The 23,215-nt window shown below is 59.8% G+C and carries 16 protein-coding genes; 11 read left to right on the plus strand and 5 right to left on the minus strand.

Features of this window, described 5'->3' with window-relative positions; translation table 11 throughout:
- The first annotated feature begins 3 nt into the window (after positions 1-3).
- The 6 genes from QX071_RS31300 (at position 4) to QX071_RS31325 (ending at position 5,557) form a co-directional block, all read left to right on the plus strand.
- A complete protein-coding gene (locus tag QX071_RS31300; protein ID WP_315707348.1) occupies positions 4-714 on the plus strand; it encodes a hypothetical protein in 711 nt (236 codons plus the stop codon).
- Between the two features lie 403 nt (positions 715-1,117).
- Entirely contained in the window at positions 1,118-2,290 is a 1,173-nt protein-coding gene (locus QX071_RS31305) for a nucleoside 2-deoxyribosyltransferase (protein WP_315707347.1), read from the plus strand.
- Positions 2,287-2,895: a 7-cyano-7-deazaguanine synthase gene (locus tag QX071_RS31310; protein ID WP_315729478.1), complete on the plus strand. Its 609-nt coding sequence runs from the start codon at positions 2,287-2,289 to the stop codon at positions 2,893-2,895. The genes QX071_RS31305 and QX071_RS31310 overlap by 4 nt, the downstream gene beginning before the upstream one ends.
- Positions 2,896-3,082: 187 nt before the next feature.
- Complete coding sequence (locus QX071_RS31315) at positions 3,083-4,432, plus strand: hypothetical protein (RefSeq protein ID WP_315707345.1); 1,350 nt, start codon at positions 3,083-3,085, stop codon at positions 4,430-4,432.
- Positions 4,429-5,214, plus strand: a complete 786-nt coding sequence (locus QX071_RS31320) for an FRG domain-containing protein (protein ID WP_315707344.1) — start codon at positions 4,429-4,431, stop codon at positions 5,212-5,214. The genes QX071_RS31315 and QX071_RS31320 overlap by 4 nt, the downstream gene beginning before the upstream one ends.
- A gap of 10 nt (positions 5,215-5,224) precedes the next feature.
- A complete protein-coding gene (locus tag QX071_RS31325) occupies positions 5,225-5,557 on the plus strand; it encodes a hypothetical protein (RefSeq protein ID WP_315707343.1) in 333 nt (110 codons plus the stop codon).
- A gap of 196 nt (positions 5,558-5,753) precedes the next feature.
- On the opposite strand, the gene QX071_RS31330 is transcribed toward QX071_RS31325, so the two are convergent.
- Together QX071_RS31330 and QX071_RS31335 are read right to left on the minus strand one after the other, a co-directional pair.
- Positions 5,754-9,158 carry a DEAD/DEAH box helicase gene (locus QX071_RS31330; RefSeq protein ID WP_316201070.1) on the minus strand — a complete coding sequence of 1,135 codons (3,405 nt, stop codon included), beginning with the start codon at positions 9,156-9,158 and terminating at the stop codon, positions 5,754-5,756.
- A gap of 79 nt (positions 9,159-9,237) precedes the next feature.
- Positions 9,238-10,011, minus strand: a complete 774-nt coding sequence (locus QX071_RS31335) for a Hachiman antiphage defense system protein HamA (RefSeq protein WP_315707340.1) — start codon at positions 10,009-10,011, stop codon at positions 9,238-9,240.
- Positions 10,012-10,338: 327 nt separating this feature from the next.
- On the opposite strand from QX071_RS31335, the gene QX071_RS31340 reads away from it, so the two are divergent.
- The 5 genes from QX071_RS31340 to QX071_RS31360 all read left to right on the plus strand — a co-directional run bounded on the left by QX071_RS31340 (position 10,339) and on the right by QX071_RS31360 (position 17,278).
- Positions 10,339-10,728 (plus strand): hypothetical protein, encoded by a 390-nt coding sequence (locus QX071_RS31340; protein WP_315707339.1) that lies wholly within the window; start codon positions 10,339-10,341, stop codon positions 10,726-10,728.
- 68 nt (positions 10,729-10,796) lie between these two features.
- Positions 10,797-11,531 carry a hypothetical protein gene (locus tag QX071_RS31345; protein WP_315707338.1) on the plus strand — a complete coding sequence of 245 codons (735 nt, stop codon included), beginning with the start codon at positions 10,797-10,799 and terminating at the stop codon, positions 11,529-11,531.
- 603 nt (positions 11,532-12,134) lie between these two features.
- Complete coding sequence (locus QX071_RS31350; RefSeq protein WP_315707337.1) at positions 12,135-13,097, plus strand: DUF4917 family protein; 963 nt, start codon at positions 12,135-12,137, stop codon at positions 13,095-13,097.
- 210 nt (positions 13,098-13,307) lie between these two features.
- Positions 13,308-13,916, plus strand: a complete 609-nt coding sequence (locus tag QX071_RS31355) for a hypothetical protein (RefSeq protein ID WP_315707336.1) — start codon at positions 13,308-13,310, stop codon at positions 13,914-13,916.
- Positions 13,917-15,244: 1,328 nt separating this feature from the next.
- Positions 15,245-17,278 (plus strand): ribonuclease E/G, encoded by a 2,034-nt coding sequence (locus tag QX071_RS31360; protein ID WP_315707335.1) that lies wholly within the window; start codon positions 15,245-15,247, stop codon positions 17,276-17,278.
- A 1,333-nt stretch (positions 17,279-18,611) separates the two neighbouring features.
- On the opposite strand, the gene QX071_RS31365 is transcribed toward QX071_RS31360, so the two are convergent.
- The 3 genes from QX071_RS31365 to QX071_RS31375 form a co-directional block, all read right to left on the minus strand.
- Complete coding sequence (locus QX071_RS31365; RefSeq protein WP_315707334.1) at positions 18,612-18,998, minus strand: hypothetical protein; 387 nt, start codon at positions 18,996-18,998, stop codon at positions 18,612-18,614.
- Positions 18,999-19,484: 486 nt separating this feature from the next.
- Entirely contained in the window at positions 19,485-20,093 is a 609-nt protein-coding gene (locus QX071_RS31370; RefSeq protein ID WP_315707333.1) for a restriction endonuclease, read from the minus strand.
- Between the two features lie 1,569 nt (positions 20,094-21,662).
- The gene (locus QX071_RS31375; RefSeq protein ID WP_315706494.1) at positions 21,663-23,201 is read right to left on the minus strand and encodes a tyrosine-type recombinase/integrase; all 1,539 of its coding nucleotides are present in this window, start codon (positions 23,199-23,201) and stop codon (positions 21,663-21,665) included.
- Positions 23,202-23,215: the final 14 nt, after the last annotated feature.

Raw genomic sequence — 23,215 nt, forward strand, 5'->3', positions numbered from 1 at the left:
CGAATGCGGATTTCGAGCGGTCCGTCGGAGCGTGGGCCGGATATGGAAGTCATTCCAGGCGTGAGGTGGGGCAAGCCGGAATGGGTGCCGAGCGCCGCCTATTGGGCCGCGATGAGCGCAATCGCCGAGGACGGGGACGACTTCGTCTGCACCGAAGCGACGCTGAAGGAGCAGGTCGGCTTCTGTCTCCTCGGCGGCTTCGGCATCACCGCCGAAATGAACCACGCCATCTTCGAGCGATTGGAAGGCGAGGGGGTCTTCCGGGCGAACTACGTTCCGGTCGCGAGTGAGATCGAGCGCCTGTTGCTCACCCCCGTGAACGTCGACGGAAGACCTCGGCGGTACCGTTTTCCCCATCAGCGCTCGACCCGTCTCGCCTCCGCGATGCGCATCCTGGAACAGGACCCACCGTCATCGGACGATCCCCGGACTTTCCGGAACGAACTGATGAAGATTCCCGGTATCGGTCCGAAGACCGCTTCTTGGATTGCGCGCAACTGGCTGGGCAGCGATGAGGTTGCCATCCTGGACGTCCACATCATCCGCGCCGGAATCCTGATCGGCTTGTTCGATCGGAAGCAAACCGTTCCCAAGGACTACGATGTGATGGAGGCTCGGTTTCTGGCGTTCGCCGCCGCTCTGAACGTACGGCCCTCGCTCCTGGACGCGGTCATGTGGCGGGAAATGCGGACTCTCGGACGCGGATCGGTTTGACTCTGGCTCCGACTCACGCATTAATTGTGGCTTTCGGTGGCGTCATGTCAGGAAAGAGCAAGCCGAAGGCCCCGCGCGCTCCGGTCGACGGAAGGAAGGCGAAGACTGGACCGACCGGAACGGACGATTGCAACCTCATATTCGAGGTGGATCTCACTTCTCTGAGGCCGGCAGTCGGTCAACTGGTCCGTGGCGGCGTTCTCGACGTCGATCTAGTCGGTGAAGGCAATCTGGAGGCAGCCGTCTGCCGTCGGCCTGTTGAGCGCGATGTGGTCGGATCATTGGCAGCGTTCGAGCGACTAGCCAAACTGATGGATTGCTTGCGGCGCGGAAATCGCTACGCCGCGGATGTTATCTCGGTCTCACGCGCCGGATGCAGGGTCAGGGTACGTCGGGTCTAGAAATGATCGTCGCCGGAGGTAGCTATCTTGAGATCTGTTTGCGTCCAGATTGGCGCCGGCTGTTTGGGTCGGGGCTTCGCGCAGCCTGCGCGATATCGCGGCTTTCACCTGGGACGGAACTCTACACATACTGTTTCGGAGACTGGGCGGACGACATCCGCCATACCGCGGCGGCATTCGGTTGTCTGGCGAACGTCGAACCCGTCGACGAGGCCATATCGTTCTCCTACGACCACCCTCTCTCCGCTGCCCGCCTGTATCCGCCGATCATCGCCCGTAGACCTCCTCTCGTCGTCCGGGGAAGGACGGTCTTGAGGTTCGGCTTCGTCGAGGGGGAGGCGGTTGTGGAGGCGGAGCGTGCCGTTTTCGATCCCCAATCGCATGATCCCTTCGAGCCGTTCGGCGCGAACGGGTCCCGTGCGGGCTGCTTGGCGCTTGTGCTGAACGAAACGGAGGCCGGTGCGGCAAGCCCCGGGTTCGATGCCGAGGTTCTCATGGGCGAGCAGGGCGCGGCGGTGCTGGTGGTGAAGCGCGGTCCGAGAGGCGCGACCGTATACGAAGTGGGAACAGATCCGATCGATATCCCGGCCTATCGCTCCGAAGGAGTCTTCAAGATCGGCTCCGGCGACGTGTTCAGTGCAGCATTCGCACTGCATTGGGGCGAGCGCGGCATGGATGCCGCTGCGGCGGCCGATCTCGCATCGAAGAGCGTAGCCCACTTCGTCGACGGGCATTCTCTTCCGCTCGACGAGACGCTGAGGCACGGAGAGGCCATGGCCTGTCGCCTCGACGACGGGCCGATATATCTGGCAGGACCCTTCTTCGATTTGAGCCAGCGCTGGATGGTGGAGGAGGTGTATCGGACGCTCACGGACTTCGGCGCCCGAATATTCTCTCCGTTGCACGAAGTCGGGACGGGATTGCCCGTCGAAGCCATCGCGCAGGCCGACTTGGCCGGCCTGCGCGGAAGCTCCAAGATGCTCGCTCTACTCGACGGTGCCGACCCCGGGACGGTGTTCGAGGTAGGCTACGCGCGTGCTTTGGACATTCCGGTCGTGGCGCTGGCGGAAAGACTGGAGCGGGAAAATCTGACCATGATCGCCGGATCCGGATGCGACGTCACGCACGATCTGGCGACGGCGATCTACCGGGTGATGTGGACCAAAGGACGATGAGGGTACTCCTGTTTTCTGGAGGTCTCGACTCCTCCGCGCTCGCCTTCTGGAAGCGCCCCGACGCGTGCCTCACAATAGACTACGGCCAACGACCGGCGCGCGGCGAGATCGCCGCCGCAAAGGCGATCTGCGACGAACTGGGGCTTCGTCACGAGCTCCTGACCGTCGACCTCCAAGCGTTAGGATCGGGCAGCTTGGCGGGCAAGGAGCCATCCGGCTTGGCCCGGGCGGAGGAATTCTGGCCGTTCCGCAATCAGATGTTGATCACGCTGGCCGGAATGCGGTTTTTGTCGGAGGGCCTGAAGGAGATATTGATTGGGGCGGTGAGCACCGATGTGCACGCCGACGGAAAGGCGCCGTTCCTGCGAGGCATCGATCGCCTGATGTCTCTGCAGGAAGGTGGAGTCACGGTCACCGCTCCCGCCCGCGCGCTCCATCCTCGCAGGTTGCTCGAAGTATCCGGATTCCCACGCTCCCTCGTCGACCTTACGTTTTCGTGTCACGTGATGGAATATCCCTGCGGCCGCTGCCGCGGATGCGAGAAGCATCTCGAAACCGTCGATCGCCTCAAGACGAAGGGCGGCGAAACAGCCGAGGTGATCTGATGGGCGGCATAAAGCAATCTCCAAAGCGTATGGCCGCGCGGCTTCGGCAGGCGTCGCAGCACGACAGTTGCGATCTCCGCTTTCGCATCGACCTGATGGGCGTGCGAGCCGAGAACGTAAGGAAGGTGCGGACAGGCGACGTCCTGGATGTCGTCCTGCTCACCGACGGCAAGTTGCGTGCGGTCATATGCCAGACGTCGCAGGGCGATCCGGTAGGAGCGGTGTCCGCTTTTCCCGGACTTGCCCGTTTGATCGATTGCATGGAGCAAAGCGTACGCTACTCCGCGCTCGTAGAGAAGACGAGCGGTCAATCATGCAGCGTCTTCGTATCCCGGAGCGCCGAATGATTGTCGTCGGCGGAGCCTATCTGGAAGAGTGCGATTGGCCGGAATGGCAGCGGATCATGGGATCCGGCGTTAGGGCCGCCTTGGCAGTGAGCGAGCTTTCGCCGGGGAGCGAACTCTATACGTTCGTCGACCAGGAGGCCCGCGGCGATCTCGCACTCACGATGACGGAGCGGGGCATCAAGACCCATCTGCGCACCCGTCGCGAGCCCATCGTGTTCTACTACAAGCATCCTCTCACGTCCCCGCCGGCGCAGGAGCCCGATGAATGGAATGCGAAGGGGACGCGGCTCTGGACGATCGAAGGAAGTACCGTGCTCGCGTTTCGGCTTCTCGAGGCCAAGCTGAAGATCAACGCCGACCGTGCTGTTTTCGAGATATCTCCTCGCGACGAGGAGATATCTCGGGGCAAGATCGGAAGCCTTGCTCTCATCGCCGCCGAGGACGAATTGCCCGATGCGGCTTCTCCCGCCGACGGCTTTCGTGACGTGGCGGCACGATTGATGGCCGCGCATAAGGCGGATTTGATGATTATCCGGCGCCGCGCGGGCGGTGGCGTCTTGTTCGAAGGCGAGCTGGAGCACGATGTTCCGGCCTATGTCGCGCGACAATGGTTTAAGATCGGCGCGGGCAACGTGTTCTGCGCGATGTTCGCGCATTACTGGGGAGAGAAGAAAATGAGCCCGCTGCGGGCCGCTGAACTCGCCTCGCGGAGTTCGGCATACTACGCGGGCGAACTCGCGATACCGATGGTGGCGGAAGGCTCGCTGCCCACAATGGAGACCTTCGATCCTTCGATCCAATGCAAGGTCTTCGTCGTATCGCCCTGCGCATCTATGGCGCAGCAGTGGCTGCTCGACCAAGCGATCGATAGTCTCGATCGTCTGGGCGTGACGACCGTTTCCGCGTACGATCTCGGCCTCGATGGTGTTCCTCTGAAAAGCGGCGACATCGACAAGGTGCTCGAGGATTCCGACGCGGTCCTGGTTCTCGCCGATGGGGCGGATATTGCGTCGGCGCTGGCCGTGGGCCTGGCGCGGGTCCGGCACCTGCCGATCGTCGTCCTGGCGGAGGACTCGAAGCAGACACGGCTCGACCTCTGGCAAGGAACCCAGTGCGAGATCGCGCGCGACTTCGCCACCGCCGTCTATCGCGCCATGGTCGCCGCGCGAAGAAGGAGGCCCGGTGCATGAGGCGACCGAAGACGACTGCGAAAAGGCCTCACGATAGTCAGGCCGCGGCGCCATTGGCGGCGAAGGCCGAGATCAGCGACAAGGTGGCTCGATCGCAGGAGAAGTGGCACGAGTTTCTCTCCTTTCTCGATTCGCGCATGCATTCGCGTTGGGTGTTCCGCGGCCAAGCGTCCGAGAACTGGGACTTGATCCCCACCGCCGGGCGGAAGCCAGGCTACGATCCGTTGTTCGAAGAACGCGTTTTTCGGGTGTTCAAGAAGGATGCCCGGCTTCACGCTCACATGCCCGAAACCAACGACTGGGATTGGTTGGCGTTGGGCCAGCATTTCGGGCTGCCGACGAGATTGCTGGATTGGAGTACGAACCCGCTCGTCGCCTGCTTCTTCGCTCTGATGGATGAATCGCAGGAAAAGGAGAATGCGGTCGTATATGCCTATCCTCTGGCCGACAGACAAATCGTCGATCCGACGGACACCGCGACTTGGCCGTCGCCCTTCAGGATCGAGCAAGTCGGTTTTATGTTTCCGTCCAGCCTCGCCCCGCGCATATCGAGCCAACGCGGGCTCTTTTCGATCCATCCGCGGCCGGACGAGGCTTGGCGTCCCAAGGAAATCAAGGACAACAAATTCGTCATTCCGGCGGAATTCCGTTTCACGTTTCAGCGAAAGCTCTTCAGACTCGGCATCGACGCCGCCCACATATGGGCGAACTTAGAAGGTGTATGCAGCTCTCTGAAGTGGCAGTACGATAAGCGGCTGGGAATTAGCGCGGCAGGTCTATAGGTTGAACGCCATGGCTAGAAAAAAGTCGTCCGCCGACATGCCGGCACAGGCGCATGCGATAGCGGAGGCCGTAAGAAGTCTCCAGTTGACGCAAACCGAGGTTTGGAACGAACTCGACGCGCTTTCCTTTAATACGCAGGTCGAGGCGGTGGAGGTATTCGAAGACGAGATACGTGTCAACGGAGCCCGGTTCGAGGGACCCATAAACGTGCACGTGACCTTGGGGTATCCTGAGAACGTGACTCTTTCCGAAACGTTTCCCGGCCGCTTCGAGGCCAGATGGCGGGACGACGCCCCGTCGATCGACCGGGTATTCGTCGACACGAGTTCGTTCACTCGCTAAGGCGTCGTTGTTCCCGCGAACGGTGTTATCGCCGAGCGTGGCGGCGGAGAAGCGCCCCATCGCGCCGTTCCCCGTCCACAACACCTGACGACCGCGCCACGTTAATTACCTTCTCGACGGCAAGTGCTGCAATCAAGACGCTCTTCCCGGTCGCCGCCTCTTCGATGGCGCGCTCTCTTTCGATGCGATGCGTGCATCAGGTAAGCCAAAGGTCGTCGGGGCCGAGATAACTCAGATCCAGCTTCTTTTGGTCGGAGTTCACGGCCGCTCGCAACAGGCCTTGGCGCGCCGGATTGAGCGGTATCTCCGCTTCGCCGATGATCGAGGCATCCGCGGACAAGACGATCGTCTTGCCCGGCAGATGGTGGAACCGTACTGGAGCCCCCGGCGGCGGCGCTGCTCCGTGCCAGTTGACGAATGCCCAGAAGCGGCGGTCGCTCCATGTGCTTGCCGTCCTCGGCGCGTATCCCTCGACGAACGTCCGCCACATCGCGGATGTTTCGGGAGTGGGCCAGTCCGGACGCGCTCCGAGAGCTTTGACGGCATCCGAGGTGATCCACAACTGCAACTCGAATGCGTTCGAGAAAACCGCTCCCGTATCGTCCACGGCCTTAATGGCCGCCAGGCGGGACGAGAAACCGGCCTGGATCAGTATCGATGCGGAACGTTTCGTCGTTCCCGCCTCGACCGCAGCGACCGCGAGACCTAGTTCGAAGTCGTCGAGACCTGCACCGAAGGCCACCTTGTCGCTGTTCGCGATCCCGCGCACGCGGATCGCCTCCATCGCCCAGGGCAGGTGGTAGACCAGGCCCCCTTCAACGAACTGTAGCGCTTCCGCCTCTTGCCCGATCGATTGTGGTGCAAGCGGTTGACCCAAGAGCCAAGATCGCAGGATGGCGCGCCAGTTGGCGGGGAGCTTGTCGGGAACGAACGGCCGGATTGCGAACGCGCGCTCCGCGATCGAGCTGATGGCGACAATGGCATCCTCGACATTGTTAGTGAGAAGAAAACTGTTGGCGTTCACCAGCAGGCTGTTGAGCTCCGGCGCCAGTGCGTCCAGCGCGTGGCCGGTCTTCAAGCCTACGCCCGCCAGGAAGTACGCTCGCCTGCGAACGGCCGAGGACTGGGCCCAGATATGTCGACTGCGCGAGACCAGTCCGGCCCTGATCGTTGTCTGGAGTTCATGGGTTCGTCGGCCGAGCCGCCTTTCCCAAAGCGACGACCGAAGCACATCGTCCAAGGCATCCGCGACGTTGTCGTCGGGAACGTCGCTCTCGCCCAGGAGGCCGAGGATCGCGGTATCGAGACTCGCCAGATGCGTTTCCCAATCCGAATAGGCACGGTCGCGCGTTTCCGCGGTTTCGCCGGCGATCTCGGGAAAGGACCACGCCTCCGCATTGTTGGTGACGTATTCGACCAATTGCGACAGAGGGCCGCCGATCCGGTGATGCATGCGCTGAAGAAGACTGATCACCAGTCGCACGAGCCCGCTTTCCATTTCGCGCGTGGTCACGTCTCCGATCAAGGCTTCCCATTGCGCGGTGCGTCGACCGACGTTGTCGAACATCGGGTGGACCACCAGACCCTCGATGTCGACGTACGCCCGCCCGGCGCGGCCGACCACGTTCTTGAACTCCGAGGCCTCGATGCGGTCGCGGTTGCGGTAGAGAGAATGGATGATCACTGCCGTCGCCGCGAGATTGAGGCCTTGGGCGAGGGTGGGGGACGAGATGGTCACTCGCAGCACGTCCTCACGCAGCAAACGCTCGATCTCCTTCCGATATGCGGTCGGCAGCGCGCCGTGATGGATCGCCACGCCAAGCTTCAGACATTCGAGAATGGGGTGGTTCGGACCGAGCCATTCTGCGCCGAGCGTCAGGGCTGTGTTCAGCGACGCCAAACCCGCCTGGAGCAGCGATGGCAGCGCGCCCCGCCGATGGAGATCGACGATGCGATCGGCGAACGGCTCGACGTGGGCGCGGACCGGGCAAAAGACGAGGACCGATTGTCCATCGCTCACCAGCCGCCATGCGGTCGCGAGACAGAGTTCGCCATGGCTGGATGGAAACGGTTTCTTGCGTCTGCCCAGCGGCGGTACCGAAGCGACCAGGAAACGCGGCACGAAAGGCCGTTCGGCTCCGACGCGCAGATTGAGGCGTCCGGTCTTGCCGTCCCACACTACTTCGCCGTAGCGCAGCCTCGTCGGGCGCCATTTGTCTTTTATCACTCCGCCGGGACGGTCTCTTCGGAGCCAGTTCGCGAAGTCGTCCAATTGATCGCCGTCGGGTAGAATGGCCGAGAGGCAAACCACGCGCCGTTGGGCGGCGTCGGAGCGTCTCAGGAGACGCTGTATCTGGACCTCGTAGCGTACTTCGCGCTCGTTCAGACCGATCATGTGCCCTTCGTCGAAGACCAGCAGACCGACGTCGTCAAGGAGGCTCGGGTCGTTCCTCAGCGCGAAATCCAGCTTTTCCGGCGTGGCGACCACGATGTGACGCTGGCGGATTGCGTCTTCGTCGAAGCCGCTGACGCCGATGCTCCCGTAGAGCGCCGAGATCGATTTCCCCAAGCATCCGAAGGTCCGCTGCAGGGTGGTTTCGGTCTGGGCGGACAGCGCACGCAGCGGCGTGACGAAGACGACTCGGCGGCCGGCGGCCAGACATCTCAGGATGCAGAGTTCCGAGATCCTGGTCTTGCCGGCACTCGTCGGCAGTGAAACGACCAGATCGTCGTTCTGATCGACGGCACGCTCCGCCGCCGTCAGTTGCGAGGGCCAGAGGTCCAATTCCGCTCTCGGACGTCGGAAGAGGACCGCGATGAATAGATCGCGCAACGAGGCCCATTCGCCGGCTTCCCCGCCCCGAGGCATCCGCGGAAGCCGTTCATGGAACGAACAATCCCAAAGATCGGTCAGGAGATGTCTGGTGATCCTATAGGCCCACCACTGCGGCAGCATATTCAGATCCGCGCTGGTCGCGACGCCATCGTCGATCTTCGCGACCGCCGCAGCCAAAAGCTGTGCCGAGCCGTGCTCCAAAGCCAGCAGGAAGGTTGAGATTGCGGCGAAGAAGTTGTCGGTCAGCGCGAGATCCATTCCGTCCAAAAGGAACGAAGATCCGTCGTCATCTGGCAGCGCGGAAAGTTCGGATCGCTCCCAGCTACGCACCAGGCCGGCCCGGATGGCCTCGTCGCTTCCGGCGCCTCCGAGCCTGAACTCCAGAGCGGCCGCCTGCAGCGCATCGATATCCCGAAGCATGAGCTGGGCGAGCGCCCGTTCGAGCGGCGAGAAGTTTTCTTCGGCTCGCACGATGGTCAGTAGCGAATATGCTCTCGCGGACATGCGCGCGAGATGATACGAAGCGGCCGCCATCACGAAGTGGAAATCGCGATCGCTGTCGCCGCGGGCTCCTCTGACCATCACCGCTTCGAGCGCGGTGGCCGCCTGTTCGAATGCCTGGCGGGCGCGCGCAGGATCGCCACCCAGCTCCCGCAATCGTAGCGCAAGCTCAAGCAAGGAGTAGGCGTACGAATGCAGATCGTAACTGAGTTGCGGTGCGAAGGCCGGTGCGTTGGGCGGGAGAACCCCGTCGCGCCAAATCATCGATCGGGCCTGGCCACGCGCTATCAGCTCTCCTCGAAAGCCCGGAGCGGTCGCCGCGTCGATGGACGACAGGATGCTCTCAACTGTTGGCATTGTTGATCACCTGATCGTAAACGGCGGCGACGAACGAGGCATGACCGTCGATCCGCAACCCCACGCCCCATTGCGCGACCGGGCCGCCGTATCCCTGAAGCGCCGTCGTCAGGTGCGGCTGCGGGTCGTTTCCCGAGAAGGTGAACGTCAGATGGAGGACGCTCTGCAGCGGAATCGTCGACTTCAGCTGAGCGTCGAGGATCGCGTCCGCCAATGCGTCGTTGCCCAGTTCGGCCAAGCGGTCCGCGATGAAGGCGAGTGCGTGGGCGGAAGGGCGACCACCGTCCTTGTCGAGGCCTTTTCTGGCTTCGCCGATTACTCCGGCAGAAAGCGACACTCGGCTTTTCGCTTCGGTCTTGAGAAAGAGGAGCGCACCGGTATTGGGATCGCGCTTGAGGCCGATCACGTCGTCGCCGCGCATCGCCATGTTCCGATGATCTTTCCACCGCAAACGCTTGATGGGCACGTCGTAGCCGCCCTGACTGGCGATCCACTCCGTGGCCAGTATCTCGCCCAGATCGCCTGAGCGGATGGACTTGCTGGTCGGAAGCTTCTCCTCGATGAACCGTGCTGCCTCCGGCTTTCCCAAACGACGAAGCACGGTGGCGATACGCTCCTCCGCGGCGTAGTGGCTGGGCACGACCGCTGCGGTTGCGGAAACGCCTGCGGCAAGCCTCGACGGGTCGCCTGCGAGGATCCGAATGTAAGATGTGCCCACCTTGCTGTCTGCCGTATGGCACCAATCCGGGAAGTTCACCATCGCCAGCTCTTTTCACATGAACGGGCTGTCCTGATGCCGGCCTCGCACGACGCACGTATCCCGTCGATAGGCCGCGACGCCTCGTGATAGACCGGATCCGCGGAACACTAGACGATGATAGCCAAAGGCGAGATAGCGGGCGAGGCGGACGCTCAAGGTACTTGTGGAAAGCGGATGTTCTCGGTACTTGGGTCTGCAGGCCCAGAACCTTGCGCGCGCCGAGATGAGTGTAGTCTGGCCGATGGGAGAGGGAGGTTCTGGATGAGCAGGAGATCGACCTGGTAGCTATCAGGGGCCCAAATATCGCGAACTTCTCAGGCCGTCGGCATGCTGCATCATCCGGCCGAATTCGTGCAGCACGAATGGGCACTGCCGTTCCCTGACGTCGGTCCCGTCCGCATCGCGATCGACGCGAAATGCGAGTTCCTGCGGAATGGCGAGCACGTCGCCGACGTGTATCTACTGCGGGACGTTTCCGTCGCCTTCAAGCACCATCGCCCGCGGACCGGCCGCATCGACGCGTCGGACGACATCGCTCCGGGCGGCTTCGGATTCGGCCAATGCTGCTGGGGCGAAGGCAAGTATGGCGGCGTCGAGCAGATCGTGGTCGCGACCAACGACGGCGATCGGCGCGCGCTGTCGTCAATCTTGCAGAACGTTTTCGACGCCTGGATGGTCTTCCTCGGACAGCCGTTGCCGCCGATCAGCCAGTATTGAGACTGCCATGCACTCGAGGTTCGCAGAAAATCTGCAGGGCCGTCGGATTGAAATGGTGCGCACCGAAGATGACCGAAAAGAAACCCTACGTTCCGCCGACGCCGCCCGACATTCAGGAGGAGATCGAGATATTCCGGAAGGAGGAAGAGGCGGCCCAACAGACGTTCTTCGCCTACCTTGGGATCCGCGATCTGCTCGCCAAGCGCCCCGACGTTCTCGCGGCCGTGAACCGCAATTCCATGTTCTGGCTGACGACGAACCACGCCCTGTTCGTGTCGACCTTCATCTGGCTTGGCCGCATCTTCGATCAGAAGTCCGCGCATAACGTCGACCTCCTGCTGAAGGCTGTCGAGCAGAACCTGCCGGAGCTCGGCCGGGACGCCCTGCGCAAGCGCAAGGAAGAAGTCATCCCGCCTCAGCAGGCCGCCGACTACGTCAAGGATCGGCACGACGCCGTCATCGACGACGTGCGTGAGTTGCGGAAGGAGGTGAAGGCGTGGCGCAAGGTTTATGAGCCCGTCTACGGCGAGGTCCGAGACCACCTCGCGCATAACAAGCAGGGTGTCTCTGAGATCGATCCGTTCCTCGCGCAGACCAATATCGACGAGATGAAGCGCATGTTCGGATTCCTGCACGCGCTCCACGAAGCCCTGATCGAGCTTTACCTCAACGGCCGCAACCCGCTACCGCTGCCGGATGTCACGTTCAATCCCTCGCCGGCTAGGCCACGCCATCCTGGTGACAAGGCCTATGCTGAGGCGCAGGCGTCGCTACTCTCGATGGTCGGCGAGCAGTCTGCGTAATTTCGCTTCCGGCCTGTCTAGGCCCAAGAAATCGCAAGGCGCAAAATCTCTGCTGGCGGCTATTGAGGGACGCCGCAACGCTCAGACACTGTAGAGCCGCTAGGCTTTCTTTGCTGCGAGCACTGAAGACGCCAAGGATTTGCCGGGGGACTTTGATGGAAACGCTCCCCTGCTACTAAAATCCGTTGTATTTTCAAAGGTTTGACGCAGCTGCGTTTCGCGGGACCCACCCGCCTGCCAGCGGCTATACCAATTTTGTACCAATGACCTCGTTTTAAGCGAGTGCTTGCTTATCGCTGCCGCGAAAAACAAAGCTCGCGCGGCATCTCGGCGTGGCTCGCGAACCATGCCGGCGGTATCGATCGTCGGTTTCGGCGACCAATCGAGCGCTTGGGCGCCACGACCGCCAGTGTAGGTAGCCGTGGTTAAACAGCGGCAGGCCTTCGGTGGGTGACCCGCCGCCTCGCCAACCGGTCGGCGCGGTCGGAAAGGCGGTGCTCGGCAAAGCGCTGTGGCAGAATGTGATGGCGCCACTTGACGTTGCCACGCGGAACCGTCCTTCTTAGAGTTTGCGGGAGAGGTTCGCCGAAGGATGTTGCCTTCATGCCTGAAGTACTGGGTTTCGATAAGGCTCTAAAGCAGACCGGAGCGGAGCCATGCTCGATACTGCTGGGCAATGGCTTCTCGCATCAGTACTGCGCTTATACGACGCTGCTGGAAAAGTCCGGCTTACCGGCGGACGCGCCGTGCCGACGACTGTTTGAAACGATGGCCACTAAAAACTTTGAGCAGGTCATTCGGGCACTCGAAGACGCCAGCGTCATCGCCAGGACCTATGGGCATGGCGCGCAGGCTGACATCCTTGTGCGGGATGCGGAGTTGGTGAGAAAGGACCTGATTACGGCTATTCAAGCCGCCCACCCGACCCATCTCGACAAGATGCTGGACGTGATCCCATCCTGTGTCGAGTTTCTCAATCCCTTCAAGAGAGTGTTCACTACCAACTACGACCTGCTGCTTTATTGGGTCGTCATCAAGTCGAACGGCAAGTTCGGCGACGGATTTCTCAATGCGAAGGATTCGGACGGCTTCCGGGGGGCCTTTCAAGAAGACAACCGCTGCAACGTCTACAACGTTCATGGCGGTCTCCAACTATTCGTGCGCACCGACGGGGAGTTGGAGAAGCGGCTCGCAGGCCCGGACGGAGGTATCGATGCCATCGGCCGCACGATTGCCGAGCAGAAACGATTTCCTCTCTATGTGGCCGAAGGAACCACGGAATCGAAACAAAGACGTATTCACGAATCTAGGTATCTTACGTTGTGCTTCCAACGCCTGAGGGAAAGCTCCGGATGCTTCTTCATCTACGGCTCCTCCGCAGGCGACAACGACGCGCATATCTACGATGCAATCTTCCGTTCCAAGATTAAGCACCTGTACTTCTGCGTCTACGATCAGTTGGAGCTTCCTTCGATAAACGGCAAGCTGGCGAAGTATCAAAACTCGAACAGCTCCAAGATTCCGTACACGTTCGTCGATGCAAAGAGCGCCGGCGCCTGGGGCTGATAGCGCCGGCAAAACAGCCGGGGACCGCTAGCGACGGCACGAGGTCCAACGTATGACACCCGAATTTGAGCGTCTGCGCTCGCGTATCGATCACCTGAACAGAGAGATCATGTCGCTGTTTCCTGCTTTGAGATCGAGACGAAGGTCTCCGGTCTCCACCGGGAGAGTACCGAACTCGTCGAGATGCTACCGGCTGCGAGCAGACTGCCCTTGGAAATATTCGAGCAACAGAAGGCTCAGACGCCGCGACCCGGGCCCGAGTCACGCCATGATGACATGTTTGGGGAGAATCTTTCGGCGGACCGCGTGGAGACGACGCTGGAAATCGACGAGCTGCTTCCGACCGCGATCGCCGCGGTCGGGTCGCTGCTGCCGAAAGGATGGTTGGACGAGCAGCCCAGGCAAATGACGCGCATCCACGATCTCTTGAACAAGGACGCCGTCCTGTCTCTCACGAAGGGTGTTCGACCGGCGAGCGAAAACGGCCCGGTCCATCGATTCAGGCAAGCGGTGCACTTGTGTCGGGACTACATGGAAGACCACCCGCTCTATGACCATTTTGCCGGAGCTATGTTGGTCCCCCTGATGGTGCAGCTCGCGCGGCAGGGTTCGAATCTCGCGGAAGTGAGCGGGGATCGCGACGAGAGGCTGCGCCTGCTGTGGGACGGGGAAAGTGATCATTCCAGAACCTCGAAGAGGAATCGGTCCAAAACCTTCAGCCGCGTATCGGCCTCGTTGGCTTCGCCGCGAGGGCGGCTTCAATATCAGGCTTCAGTTTCAGCCGCCGTTCGTACGCCTCGTCGATCGAATTGGTCATAGCCACGCCCCGGACGAACCAGCCAAATAGCTGAGAATCGATACGAAATCGAGTTTATTCGGATACGACCCCGTCCCCAAGCAATTATCACCCCAGCAGCTGACAGGGATGCCCACCGAACGCACCGTTCAGCCGGACTTCTTCCGTCGCGGAGGATTGCCAACCCAAGAAAGACCGACTTGGGCGCAACGGGATTACCGGCTTGCGAACCCGGCCCACTTCGGAATCGATCTGCAGCTCTCGGAATGTAGTCTGGAAGGCTTAGCTTCAGCCCCGAGCCGAGAGCTTTCACTGACTTTCGAGCAGAAGCAAACCAGCGAGACCGGCAATTCCATCTGTATACAGGCGCAAATGCTCCAAAGGATTGAGCGGCTTTGATTTGCGGGTCATTCCGTAAGATCGATGTCTTCGCTCGCAGTTGTAGGCGTAAACACCTTTCAAAGGAGAATCTTTGCTTCACCCGAATGAGATAGCCGTATGCGGCCCGCGAAGCGTCAACACCGAAGGTGCATAGGGTGCGAGAAAAAACTTTGCTCTACTTCTCTTCCTTGGCCTGCAAGTCCGCGGAATTGAATGGCACTGATGGCGATCGGAAAACGTTTCCCGTCGGTACGGTGGCTCCGAGACGGCGGCGTGGCCTGATGCCGTCGACCGATGGTTCCCCAGGCCTTATGAGCCCCGCGCGAGGGCTGATAGGCTCGTCCACTAGCGTGATGAGCATCTTGGAACCGCTTGCCTGGCACCAATGCCGACTTTCCGGCAGCCGCCATGGACCGCGGAGTTATCGGCACAGCTCTGCCACAGAGGCTTTGCTCCCTGAGAACGGAATTACGTGAAGAGTTCAAGCGCCTCATGGCGGCCAGAGAAGGTAGAGCGATAATAGGGGTCATCCGTACCAGGATGGGGGTCTCGCAAAGCGAGTTGAAGCAGTCCTTGATACGCTTCGGGAAGTCGAGGACTTCTCCCAGCCCGCCGCTCTGGTAGCAATCTGCAAGCTCGCCAACGAACACGACAACCCGAAGCGCAGAAGGTACAAGGCCGGCTTGTTGCCGATCACCTGAAAAAGGAATCGTGACAGGTCAATCATCACCATGCTGGAGAGTTCGAACTGCCGAGCTGCAAAACCTCTGGAAACCTTCAGGTCGGCGTTAGTCGGTCCGACTGTCTAAAACGGAATGGGCATCTCCTCGCGAAGGGTGACTATCCCTTAGATTAGTCAATGACCTGTGGGGCAGGGCTTCATCGAAGATCCAATCCGGATCCATGATCTGCAGGGCTTGCGGAGGCAAATTACCTCGGTAAGGTAGGAACGGACACCCAAGGGCGCTTCATGGTCAATCTGAATGTCAGAAATGAGTTATCCCCGCCCGAACAAGCAATCGAGGGACTTGCGGGCGACGAGCTCGTGGAAGCGATCAAGGCGTGGTTTCTCTCTAACTTTGAGGATCCAGCTGAGAGTACCCCGTACGACAGTGGCGAGGGCGGCTATCAATGGATTTGGGGGGGCCCGTATGACGCACGGGAGGAAATCGAAGGCTATTTTGGTGATGAGCTCCCCGGAGACATTGTCGATCAGGTGGTGGCCGACCTTGAGGGCATAGCCCTCGAATGGGCGCCCAACAGTAACCGAATCTATGACGAGGACGATCTGGAACCTTCGGAGCCGTCCGGACCTGAACTGCCGCAGCAAGGCTATGGGCCTCACTTTGAGATTGGCGCGGATGGTGTGGTCACGCTCGCCCCCCCGGCCGCGCTGGACGCGCGGGGAAATAACGTCGATCGCCTCAACCGAATGCTGCCCAGCCTACGCGAACTCTCTAACGGCCTTGTTGAGGAGTTAAGCAAGGGAAATTCTCCACATCATCATCTGCTTGCAAGAGCCCACGTCTATCAGGATCTTATCAATCATAGCTTAGAGCAAATCGACTTCTCGATGCTCTATATCGCCGGCGTTCGGCTCGCGAACGCCGAGAGGGCGGCGACCGGAGATGCGGATCTACCACCCTTGCCTGTACCCTCTCGCGAAGCCGTCGAGAGCTTATTGCAGGTACACGGGAGCTTCATTCTCGCCTCGGCCGACGGGCTCGAGGTTCTTGCCGCCGAGCAGCGGTACAATCGCACGCGCGAGGAAGAACAAGAGTATCGGGCGGCAGCGGTCGAATTTGCACAAAAATTGCAACATCAGCCGCACATCGTCGATGCGGAAGCCGCTTCAGCGGTCTTGAATGCAGTCGAGGAGATAGGGAGGGGAGCCAACATAGAGCGAAGTGGGACTGCCGCGACCGGTATCCTTCTGAATGCGACTATCACCATTTCGATTGCTGCTTCCCTAGGGGCGCTTACAGCAGGAGCCATTGCGACGGGGTCGGTTCCTCTGATCGTCGTGATGGGTGCGGCAGCCCTCGTTGCGACTGAGGGCCTAAAGAAGTCGAAACCGTTCGCGGCGCTGGCATCATTTGTCACCGAAAAAATTGACGAAGCATCCGCGGCTGACGTGGCGGTGGCAGCCGCAGCCGTTCGCAAGCGGTTTGGTCGCCAATCTGAGTTTTTTCGTAACGTTCGACCCCAATTGAAGCGTCTGGCAGCTATTAACGACCAGTCGTTTCGTTGGCTGGGTCCGACCATCCGGTGGCTCGATGAGAAAACGAGCGAGGAGAGCGAGCTGCCGTTTTTGGACTCCAATCTAACAGACTCTCTACCCGCCGAACGGAGGCGCCAGCCACGGCCTGCCCGGATCGGAACTGAAGGCAACATCTATCTCGCGAAAGTCAGTAGAGTAGAGCAGTCGCTCGATGCAGCCTTCGTCAACTACGGTGCGCAGCGAGATGGATTCTTGCCGTTTTCCGAGATCAACCCAGATTATTTCCAGATACCCTCCGAAGAGCGACAGATCCTTCGCAGGCAACAACGTTCAAATCAGAGCGATCTGGATGCGCGCGCAAATGCCGCAAGCGCAAATGATCCTCATATTAGTCAATACAAGCTGAGCGACGTTATCAAACGTCGCCAAGTTATGCTCGTGCAGGTCGCGAAAGATCCGCCCGCAAGTCGGAGCGCGCGCTTGACGACCTACCTCTCGCTATCGGGCCGCTACATCGTTCTGTTGCCCAATACGGCATTGGGCAGCGGCGCGAGCTCTCAACTGGAACCAAATGAAGGGATACGTTTGATGGAGATAGTCCGGCAAATCGATGTGCCTGAGGGAATGGGTCTCGTACTACGCCCCTCCAGCGCCTTTCGAACCGAACGTGATATCAGGCAGGACTATGAATCGCTTGTGCACATCTGGGAGACGGTGCGAGACTTGGCTCTGAAATCTGCAGCGCCTACACTTGTTTACGACGCGGGACAATCCTGCGATTGACCAATAGGAATACATTAGGGCTCCAGCGTTGTCTCAGACACCCGCACTATACCTTCGTGCTTACATGCGGCATGCCCGATGAGCTCCCGCTGATACGGTTTTGGCCACCCCGCCGGCAGCAAGCCCAAAGGCATTTTCGCTCTGTTGAAAGTTGCATGACGGTCAGCAACAATGCAGGGGAAGGGTATTATGGCGTTCAAGTTCAATGATTCCGCGCTGCCGGCGGCTAATCTGGCACCCTATGAAAAGAGCTGTGATGCCGCTGTCGACGGCATACATTTGAGTGGTACAAACGTCAGATCGACGCTTGCGACATTTGTTTTTGTTAAAGTTTAGTGGATTGGTGTGCAGTCCTTTCCTGGGCACCACTGCAACACTACGGTGTTGATCTCGCTCATCATATGATTGTTAGGATGTTTCGACCGCCTCAACTGGTAAACAGAGGCGGTGCACATGTTGCTGCCATCGCCCGTTCGGCTAAGTTCTGACGTTTCTTACATTCGTTATCGTGTCCCGGTGAACCTAGTTTCCAAGGCTCGCGGCAGGAGGCTGCGCGTGCCTATTTGCGATGATTTCGCGCCGGTGACCACGAAGACGCAGCGTTGGTCACACCGGAGACTTCGTCAGGTGGAAGGATAGGCGGTTCGCTGTCGGATGGGCGACGGAGAGCCGGCGCTTGACTGCAAACCCAGTGCCGAAACCGAAGCTGGGTCGCAAGATCCGCGAGCGGCCAGCCGGCTTCCTCTTGCGCGAGGCCTTGGCCATCCTGAAGGCGTGCAACTCGCACGTCGGCGCTTCCCAAGAGCTACCTCAGACGGTCTCAGCCAAGCGATGGGTCCCGAGGCTCTACGCCTATACGGGCGCCCGTGTCGGCGAAATGGTGCAGCTACGCCGCGAGGACGTGGAGCGGCGGGGCCGTACTTCGTTGCGACCGTCACACTCGAAGCGGGTCCAGTTAAGGACAAGCAGGTCCGGCGCGTGGTGCAGCATCCGCATCTGATCGAGTTCGGCTCGTGGAAGTAGGGAATGCGGTTGGCCTCGCACAAGGCGAGCATGGTCAGCTCGTTGTCGCGGTACGCGGCCTCCGCGTCGGTCAGCAGCTCGAAGGGTTCGTCCATCTCGTACCACCAATCCCGGATGGTCAGGAGCCGCGATGGATCACCTCCGATGCCTCAGGACGGTTGTTGAGTGCAGCGGTGATGTTGTCTTGGTGACTTGTGCATGGTGCCCCAGCGTCATAGTGTTGATGATTGCCATTTGGCAGATGTCTGCGAATGGCAGGGGCGCACCTCTCACAGGAAGCGGCGCCGCAATCCCTGGAACGCGTAGGAAGTTATGACGCGCGCGACGGGTCATGTTGACGCTCCTCGGTATGTGGACATTTGTCGCATCTCATCGTCCTGAGCTGCACGCCCATTACCCCGAATACGGGGTGTTTCCTTGATTGGACGACCTTCATCCGACCTTCGCGGCAAATTGGGCAGACATCGCCTGATGTGAGTGCCGCGATCTGATCCTCAAGGTCTTTGATCCGCTTGTCTTTCTCATGGATCGTCTCCCGTGCATCGGAGAGCGCGATTTTTAGGTCGGCCAGCTTGCCATATAGGTCGGCCATCGACGATTTGAGCTCGCCTTCACTAACGCCTTTTTCGATCTCGCGTAGTTGTTTGACGATGTTGAGCGCCTGCGAAGCCGAGGCGAGAGCAACTGCGAAATCCATGTTCATCCCCGATGGTTTTTCACACAATACTAGAGCGCGGAGAATTGTTGGATGGGCTGGATTTGGCTCAGAAACGACATGCCGTGGGCTGCGGGCCAGATTAGACAGCAGCAATTCAACGTAAATCAGTAATCCGTAACTCGACCTTACGTTCTCTGTATGTTCAAATTTGCGTCAAACTTGGGAGGTGGATCCATGGCGGACATGGAGCCGTCCGTGCGGGAATCGATCGCGCGCGAAAGCTCGTTAATCGGCAGCGTCGGGACATTCTCAAGCTTCAGCGGGCTGGCCGGTCGGCAGCGAACGCGGAGCTGATCCTTGTGCCGCAGCGATCGCTGCAACCAGGGCAAACGCAGACAGTCGCTCGCTTCGTGGCTGTACAGGCTCCTCAAAGCCGGCGATCTGCGGGCGGCGATCGTGCGCTCTTGATTGACTGAGTAACGGCGCGGGGAGTTCAGTCCCACGCTCTCTCGCAACGAGGAGCCGTCAGCCATCAGAGCTTTGAAGCGGCCTCGCAGCGCTTAACTCTGACAACCATTTCTGAAGTTCCATCCCGTTCATCAACTGGATCCGAGTAGGCAGGAAAGGTGCGATGGACGGATCCGTCGGAATTTTGGGCGCGAAATCCGAAGTCGTGGTAAGGATGCCTTTCGAGGCCGCTTGGTCAGCGGTCACTACGCCGATCAGCGATCTGACCGCCTCAGCCGTGACAAGATGACCTGGCGCATAGGCCTTCACCGATCCTAGAATTTTAACGCAGCCAAAACCCGCTCGCGTCGCAATGATGTCGCGGCCGCCATCACCAGACCGTGGAGTCAGGATGACCTTGTATCCAGCTCGATCATAAGCCCCGGCGATCATTTCCTCCCATTGAGTCGGCGTAAGTTCGCCGGCTCGCGACCAGTCCGCGCCAAGCTTTGAGGCGATCTCAACCCAAATCGCCGATGTCGACCTAACCAGAATACCTTCCTGAAGCTTTTGTTCGGGGACGATTAGCGCGGAAACAGTGAGTGTCGCTTGATTAATTCCCGAGCCGATAGCGCGCCGCGGAAGCTCACCGACCGCAAGCTCGCCTGTAGCACCGAAGCCTAACATCTTGGACGTTCTCCTTGAGAACCGACCGGGTGGGATTCACGTCTTGGTATCATATATCATGACTAGACCGCGGCATCTGCGTGAAGCTCTCTCGGGTTTAACGAACCGCGCAGCCGCTGCCGTCGGGAGCGTCAATTGCTGTTTAGGGCCGACCGCAACCGGCGAGCAGTATCGAGCTGCGATCCGGACGGCCAGGCTGCTCGAGCACCGCGGCGGCCAGGCGACCGGAGCAGCGAGGGCGATCAGCACCAGCGTTTAAAGTTACGTCCTCAAGCTGGTTAGACCTTTCCGCGGAGCTAAGCAGATCCTCGGAGCTGACAATCGCCGTCCGATTGGCGGATGAGCTGGCCACTGGTTGACCACCGAAACCCCGTGAACAAACCGGGGTGAAGATGGTCAATAGTAAATAAACGTCGTTGTTTTGTTGATCGTTTCGCAAGCTATTTACGTTCGGGACGCAGGGTCGCAGGACTGTTGCGAGCCCGTGATTTAAACCTAGAACTACTGCCAGCCTGCCGATCGGCAATGGCCTTTGGTCGCAAACACTGAAAACGGCAGGGATTTGCCTGGCAGCTTTGATGGAAACGCTCCAGCGACTCGAACCCCCGACAATCTGAGGGTGTCCGGAAAGGGCCGCAACCGGCTCGTTCCGATAAAAGGAAGATCCTTTGCGCGCTCAATGTAGGTTTGAGGACGCGTTGGTCGGAATGACCGTTCATTTTCGAGGTGATCCTGTGGCTCTTAATTGGCCGCTCTGTCGGAGCAGATCCAACCGATGAGTAGGCGACTGTTACATTCGCCATCGCCTACGTCGATCCAGCGGGATCGAGCGGATGCGCGAACTCGCGCACGAACGAAAAGTGGACGTATCTGGTGCGGTTTCTGGTGCGGTCGTCGTGAACAGGGCAACGAAGACCAAGCAAGATACTGATATTCTTGGTGGGCCCGGCAGGACTCGAACCTGCAACCAGACCGTTATGAGCGCTCGACTGATGCGACCGAGCAATATCCTTGTGCGGCACTCTTCTCTCGTTCTTTCGCGGCAGGTAGTTTATATCGCTTGGATAGCTCACGCCTTGTTGAGCAGTTTCATCACATGTGCCGAAACTTGCCAGAGCTTGATGTGCATATGGCGTAACTCGATTGAAATTCCCGCAGCTCAGTTCTCGAAGTTTCAAAGCTGTTGAAGTGCCTTCATTGTTGCGTTTTGTATAATCCGATCGGTCTCCGGCTCGCTGCAACCAAGCGACTACTTTCGTGACAAGGAGAGACTATGACGGATGACCCACCGGAAGAGGATGGGCGGAGATCGGCTAGAAGCCTGTTTTCACCGACGAACGATCACGACGGGAAAGTAGTTCCGTTTCGCGAACGACTCAGCTGCACGGTGGACGAAGCTTGCATGGTAACGGGCTTGGGACGCACAAAGCTTTATGAGTTGATAGGATCCGGTCAACTTATCACGACGACGGTCGGGCGTCGACGCTTGGTGATAGTGCGGTCGCTTCTGGAGCTTGTGGACACAACTATTTCGGTGTAACCAAGCCTCAGTCAGCCTGATCGGCTCGCTCAGCGCTGCGCGCCCCCCTTGATCGGAATGACCCTCTTGGGATCGAGCCAGTGGTCAATCCGATCAGCCCAATGCTGCATCAGCTTTGTGCGCGAGCCGATCAGCGCGAGTGGCCCGTGCTTCTTGTAGAGACCTTCGACGGTAGAGTTATCGAGATGCGCGAGCTGCAGCTCGACGACATCGCCATCCCATGCCTTGACGTCCTTGATCTCTTCGTGGTGAGACAGGGTCGAGAAGGTGGTCCGGAATCCGTGGGCACAATGATCAGTCTTGGTATTGATGCCAAGCAGCCGCAAGCGCTTGTTGAGCGTGTTGTTCGATAGCGGCGCGTCCTTTGAGCAGGAAAACGCGTATCGGCGATGGCCGGTTAGCTTCTGAACGCTGCGCAGGATTGCGAGTGCCTGCCGTGACAAAGGCACGACATGGTCCCAGCCGGTCTTCATCTTGGCGGCTGGAACAGTCCAGCGCTCGGAATCCCAATCGACCTCGCTCCACTCCATTTCATTGACCATGCCTGGGCGCGGAATGGTCAGCGCATCGAAGCGCAAGGCGAGGCCTACAACGTCACCAAATCTCGCTCTCGTCCACGGTGCGCTGATGAGCTTGAAGACGCGCGTAACGTCACGTGGTTCGGTGACGCCGGGACGTGGCGTCGATATATTCGCAATCATCTGCCCATTCAGGTTACGGAATGGATTGTAGCCGTCTCCTTCGACATCGGCATAGTCGCAGATTTGCTCACCGATGCTGCGCACGCGGTCGCGGGTTTCCAGCTTCCCGTCGGCTTCATATGAACGCATGAAAGCGAGCACGTCCGGACGCTTGATGTCCTGCCTGCACAGCTTGCCGAAGCGATTCTTGACGTAGCCGACGCGCAACTCGAGCACCTCGATGGTCTTAGGGTCGCGCACCGCAACGATCCTGCCGCGTTTGACCTTCTCGACCTTCTTCTTCGCGAGCCACTCGTCGGCCCATTGCCCGAAAGGTCGGGTGGCCGCCTGCCTGTGCTTGTCGAGTTGCTTCTCGGTGCTCGGGTCTTTGCCATCCTTGAGCAGCTCTTTGGCCTTGTTGCGCTCGCGCCGCGCGTCGGCGAGCGAGAACGTGCCATCGCTGCCATTGCCGTAAGGGCCGATGGAGTAGGTTTTCTGACGGCCGTGGAAGCGGTATGCCATCCGCCAGAGTTTGGAAGCAGCGTTGCCGGGCCTGCTTACGTCCGGCGTGACGAATAGATAGAGGCCACCGCCGGTCACGTCGGAAATCTTGGCCGGGCCCCACGCGCCCTTGGTGAAATTCGGTCGGGCGGCGCGGCAGTCGACGTCGGTCCTGATCTGCTTTGGATTTGCGTGCGCGCCGTCCTTCTTGCGGGCCATCTGCTCAATTCCTTCGTTCGGAATAGCGGAAGTCACCGTGAACGTCTGTTCCCCCGATACCAACAAAAATACCAACAAATCGAGCGGCTGGGATCGGATAAGAACAAACGGTGACGAACACCGATCTATGCAGAAGTGCCTGTTTTTCAAGGGCTTGGAGCGTTGCACGGTCGGCTGCGGAC

Origin of the sequence: Bradyrhizobium sp. SZCCHNS1022, from assembly GCF_032484835.1 — a bacterium.
Classification (GTDB): Bacteria; Pseudomonadota; Alphaproteobacteria; order Rhizobiales; family Xanthobacteraceae; genus Bradyrhizobium.

Coding starts and splice junctions, on each gene's coding strand:
- QX071_RS31315 (WP_315707345.1), top strand. CDS start 3,083: ATGCCAGACGTCGCAGGGCGATCCGGTAGGAGCGGTGTCCGCTTTTCC.
- QX071_RS31320 (WP_315707344.1), top strand. CDS start 4,429: ATGAGGCGACCGAAGACGACTGCGAAAAGGCCTCACGATAGTCAGGCC.
- QX071_RS31360 (WP_315707335.1), top strand. CDS start 15,245: ATGGTCAATCTGAATGTCAGAAATGAGTTATCCCCGCCCGAACAAGCA.
- QX071_RS31365 (WP_315707334.1), bottom strand. CDS start 18,998: ATGGATTTCGCAGTTGCTCTCGCCTCGGCTTCGCAGGCGCTCAACATC.
- QX071_RS31330 (WP_316201070.1), bottom strand. CDS start 9,158: ATGATTTGGCGCGACGGGGTTCTCCCGCCCAACGCACCGGCCTTCGCA.
- QX071_RS31325 (WP_315707343.1), top strand. CDS start 5,225: ATGGCTAGAAAAAAGTCGTCCGCCGACATGCCGGCACAGGCGCATGCG.
- QX071_RS31310 (WP_315729478.1), top strand. CDS start 2,287: ATGAGGGTACTCCTGTTTTCTGGAGGTCTCGACTCCTCCGCGCTCGCC.
- QX071_RS31370 (WP_315707333.1), bottom strand. CDS start 20,093: ATGTTAGGCTTCGGTGCTACAGGCGAGCTTGCGGTCGGTGAGCTTCCG.
- QX071_RS31305 (WP_315707347.1), top strand. CDS start 1,118: ATGATCGTCGCCGGAGGTAGCTATCTTGAGATCTGTTTGCGTCCAGAT.
- QX071_RS31350 (WP_315707337.1), top strand. CDS start 12,135: ATGCCTGAAGTACTGGGTTTCGATAAGGCTCTAAAGCAGACCGGAGCG.
- QX071_RS31345 (WP_315707338.1), top strand. CDS start 10,797: ATGACCGAAAAGAAACCCTACGTTCCGCCGACGCCGCCCGACATTCAG.
- QX071_RS31335 (WP_315707340.1), bottom strand. CDS start 10,011: ATGGTGAACTTCCCGGATTGGTGCCATACGGCAGACAGCAAGGTGGGC.
- QX071_RS31300 (WP_315707348.1), top strand. CDS start 4: ATGCGGATTTCGAGCGGTCCGTCGGAGCGTGGGCCGGATATGGAAGTC.
- QX071_RS31340 (WP_315707339.1), top strand. CDS start 10,339: ATGCTGCATCATCCGGCCGAATTCGTGCAGCACGAATGGGCACTGCCG.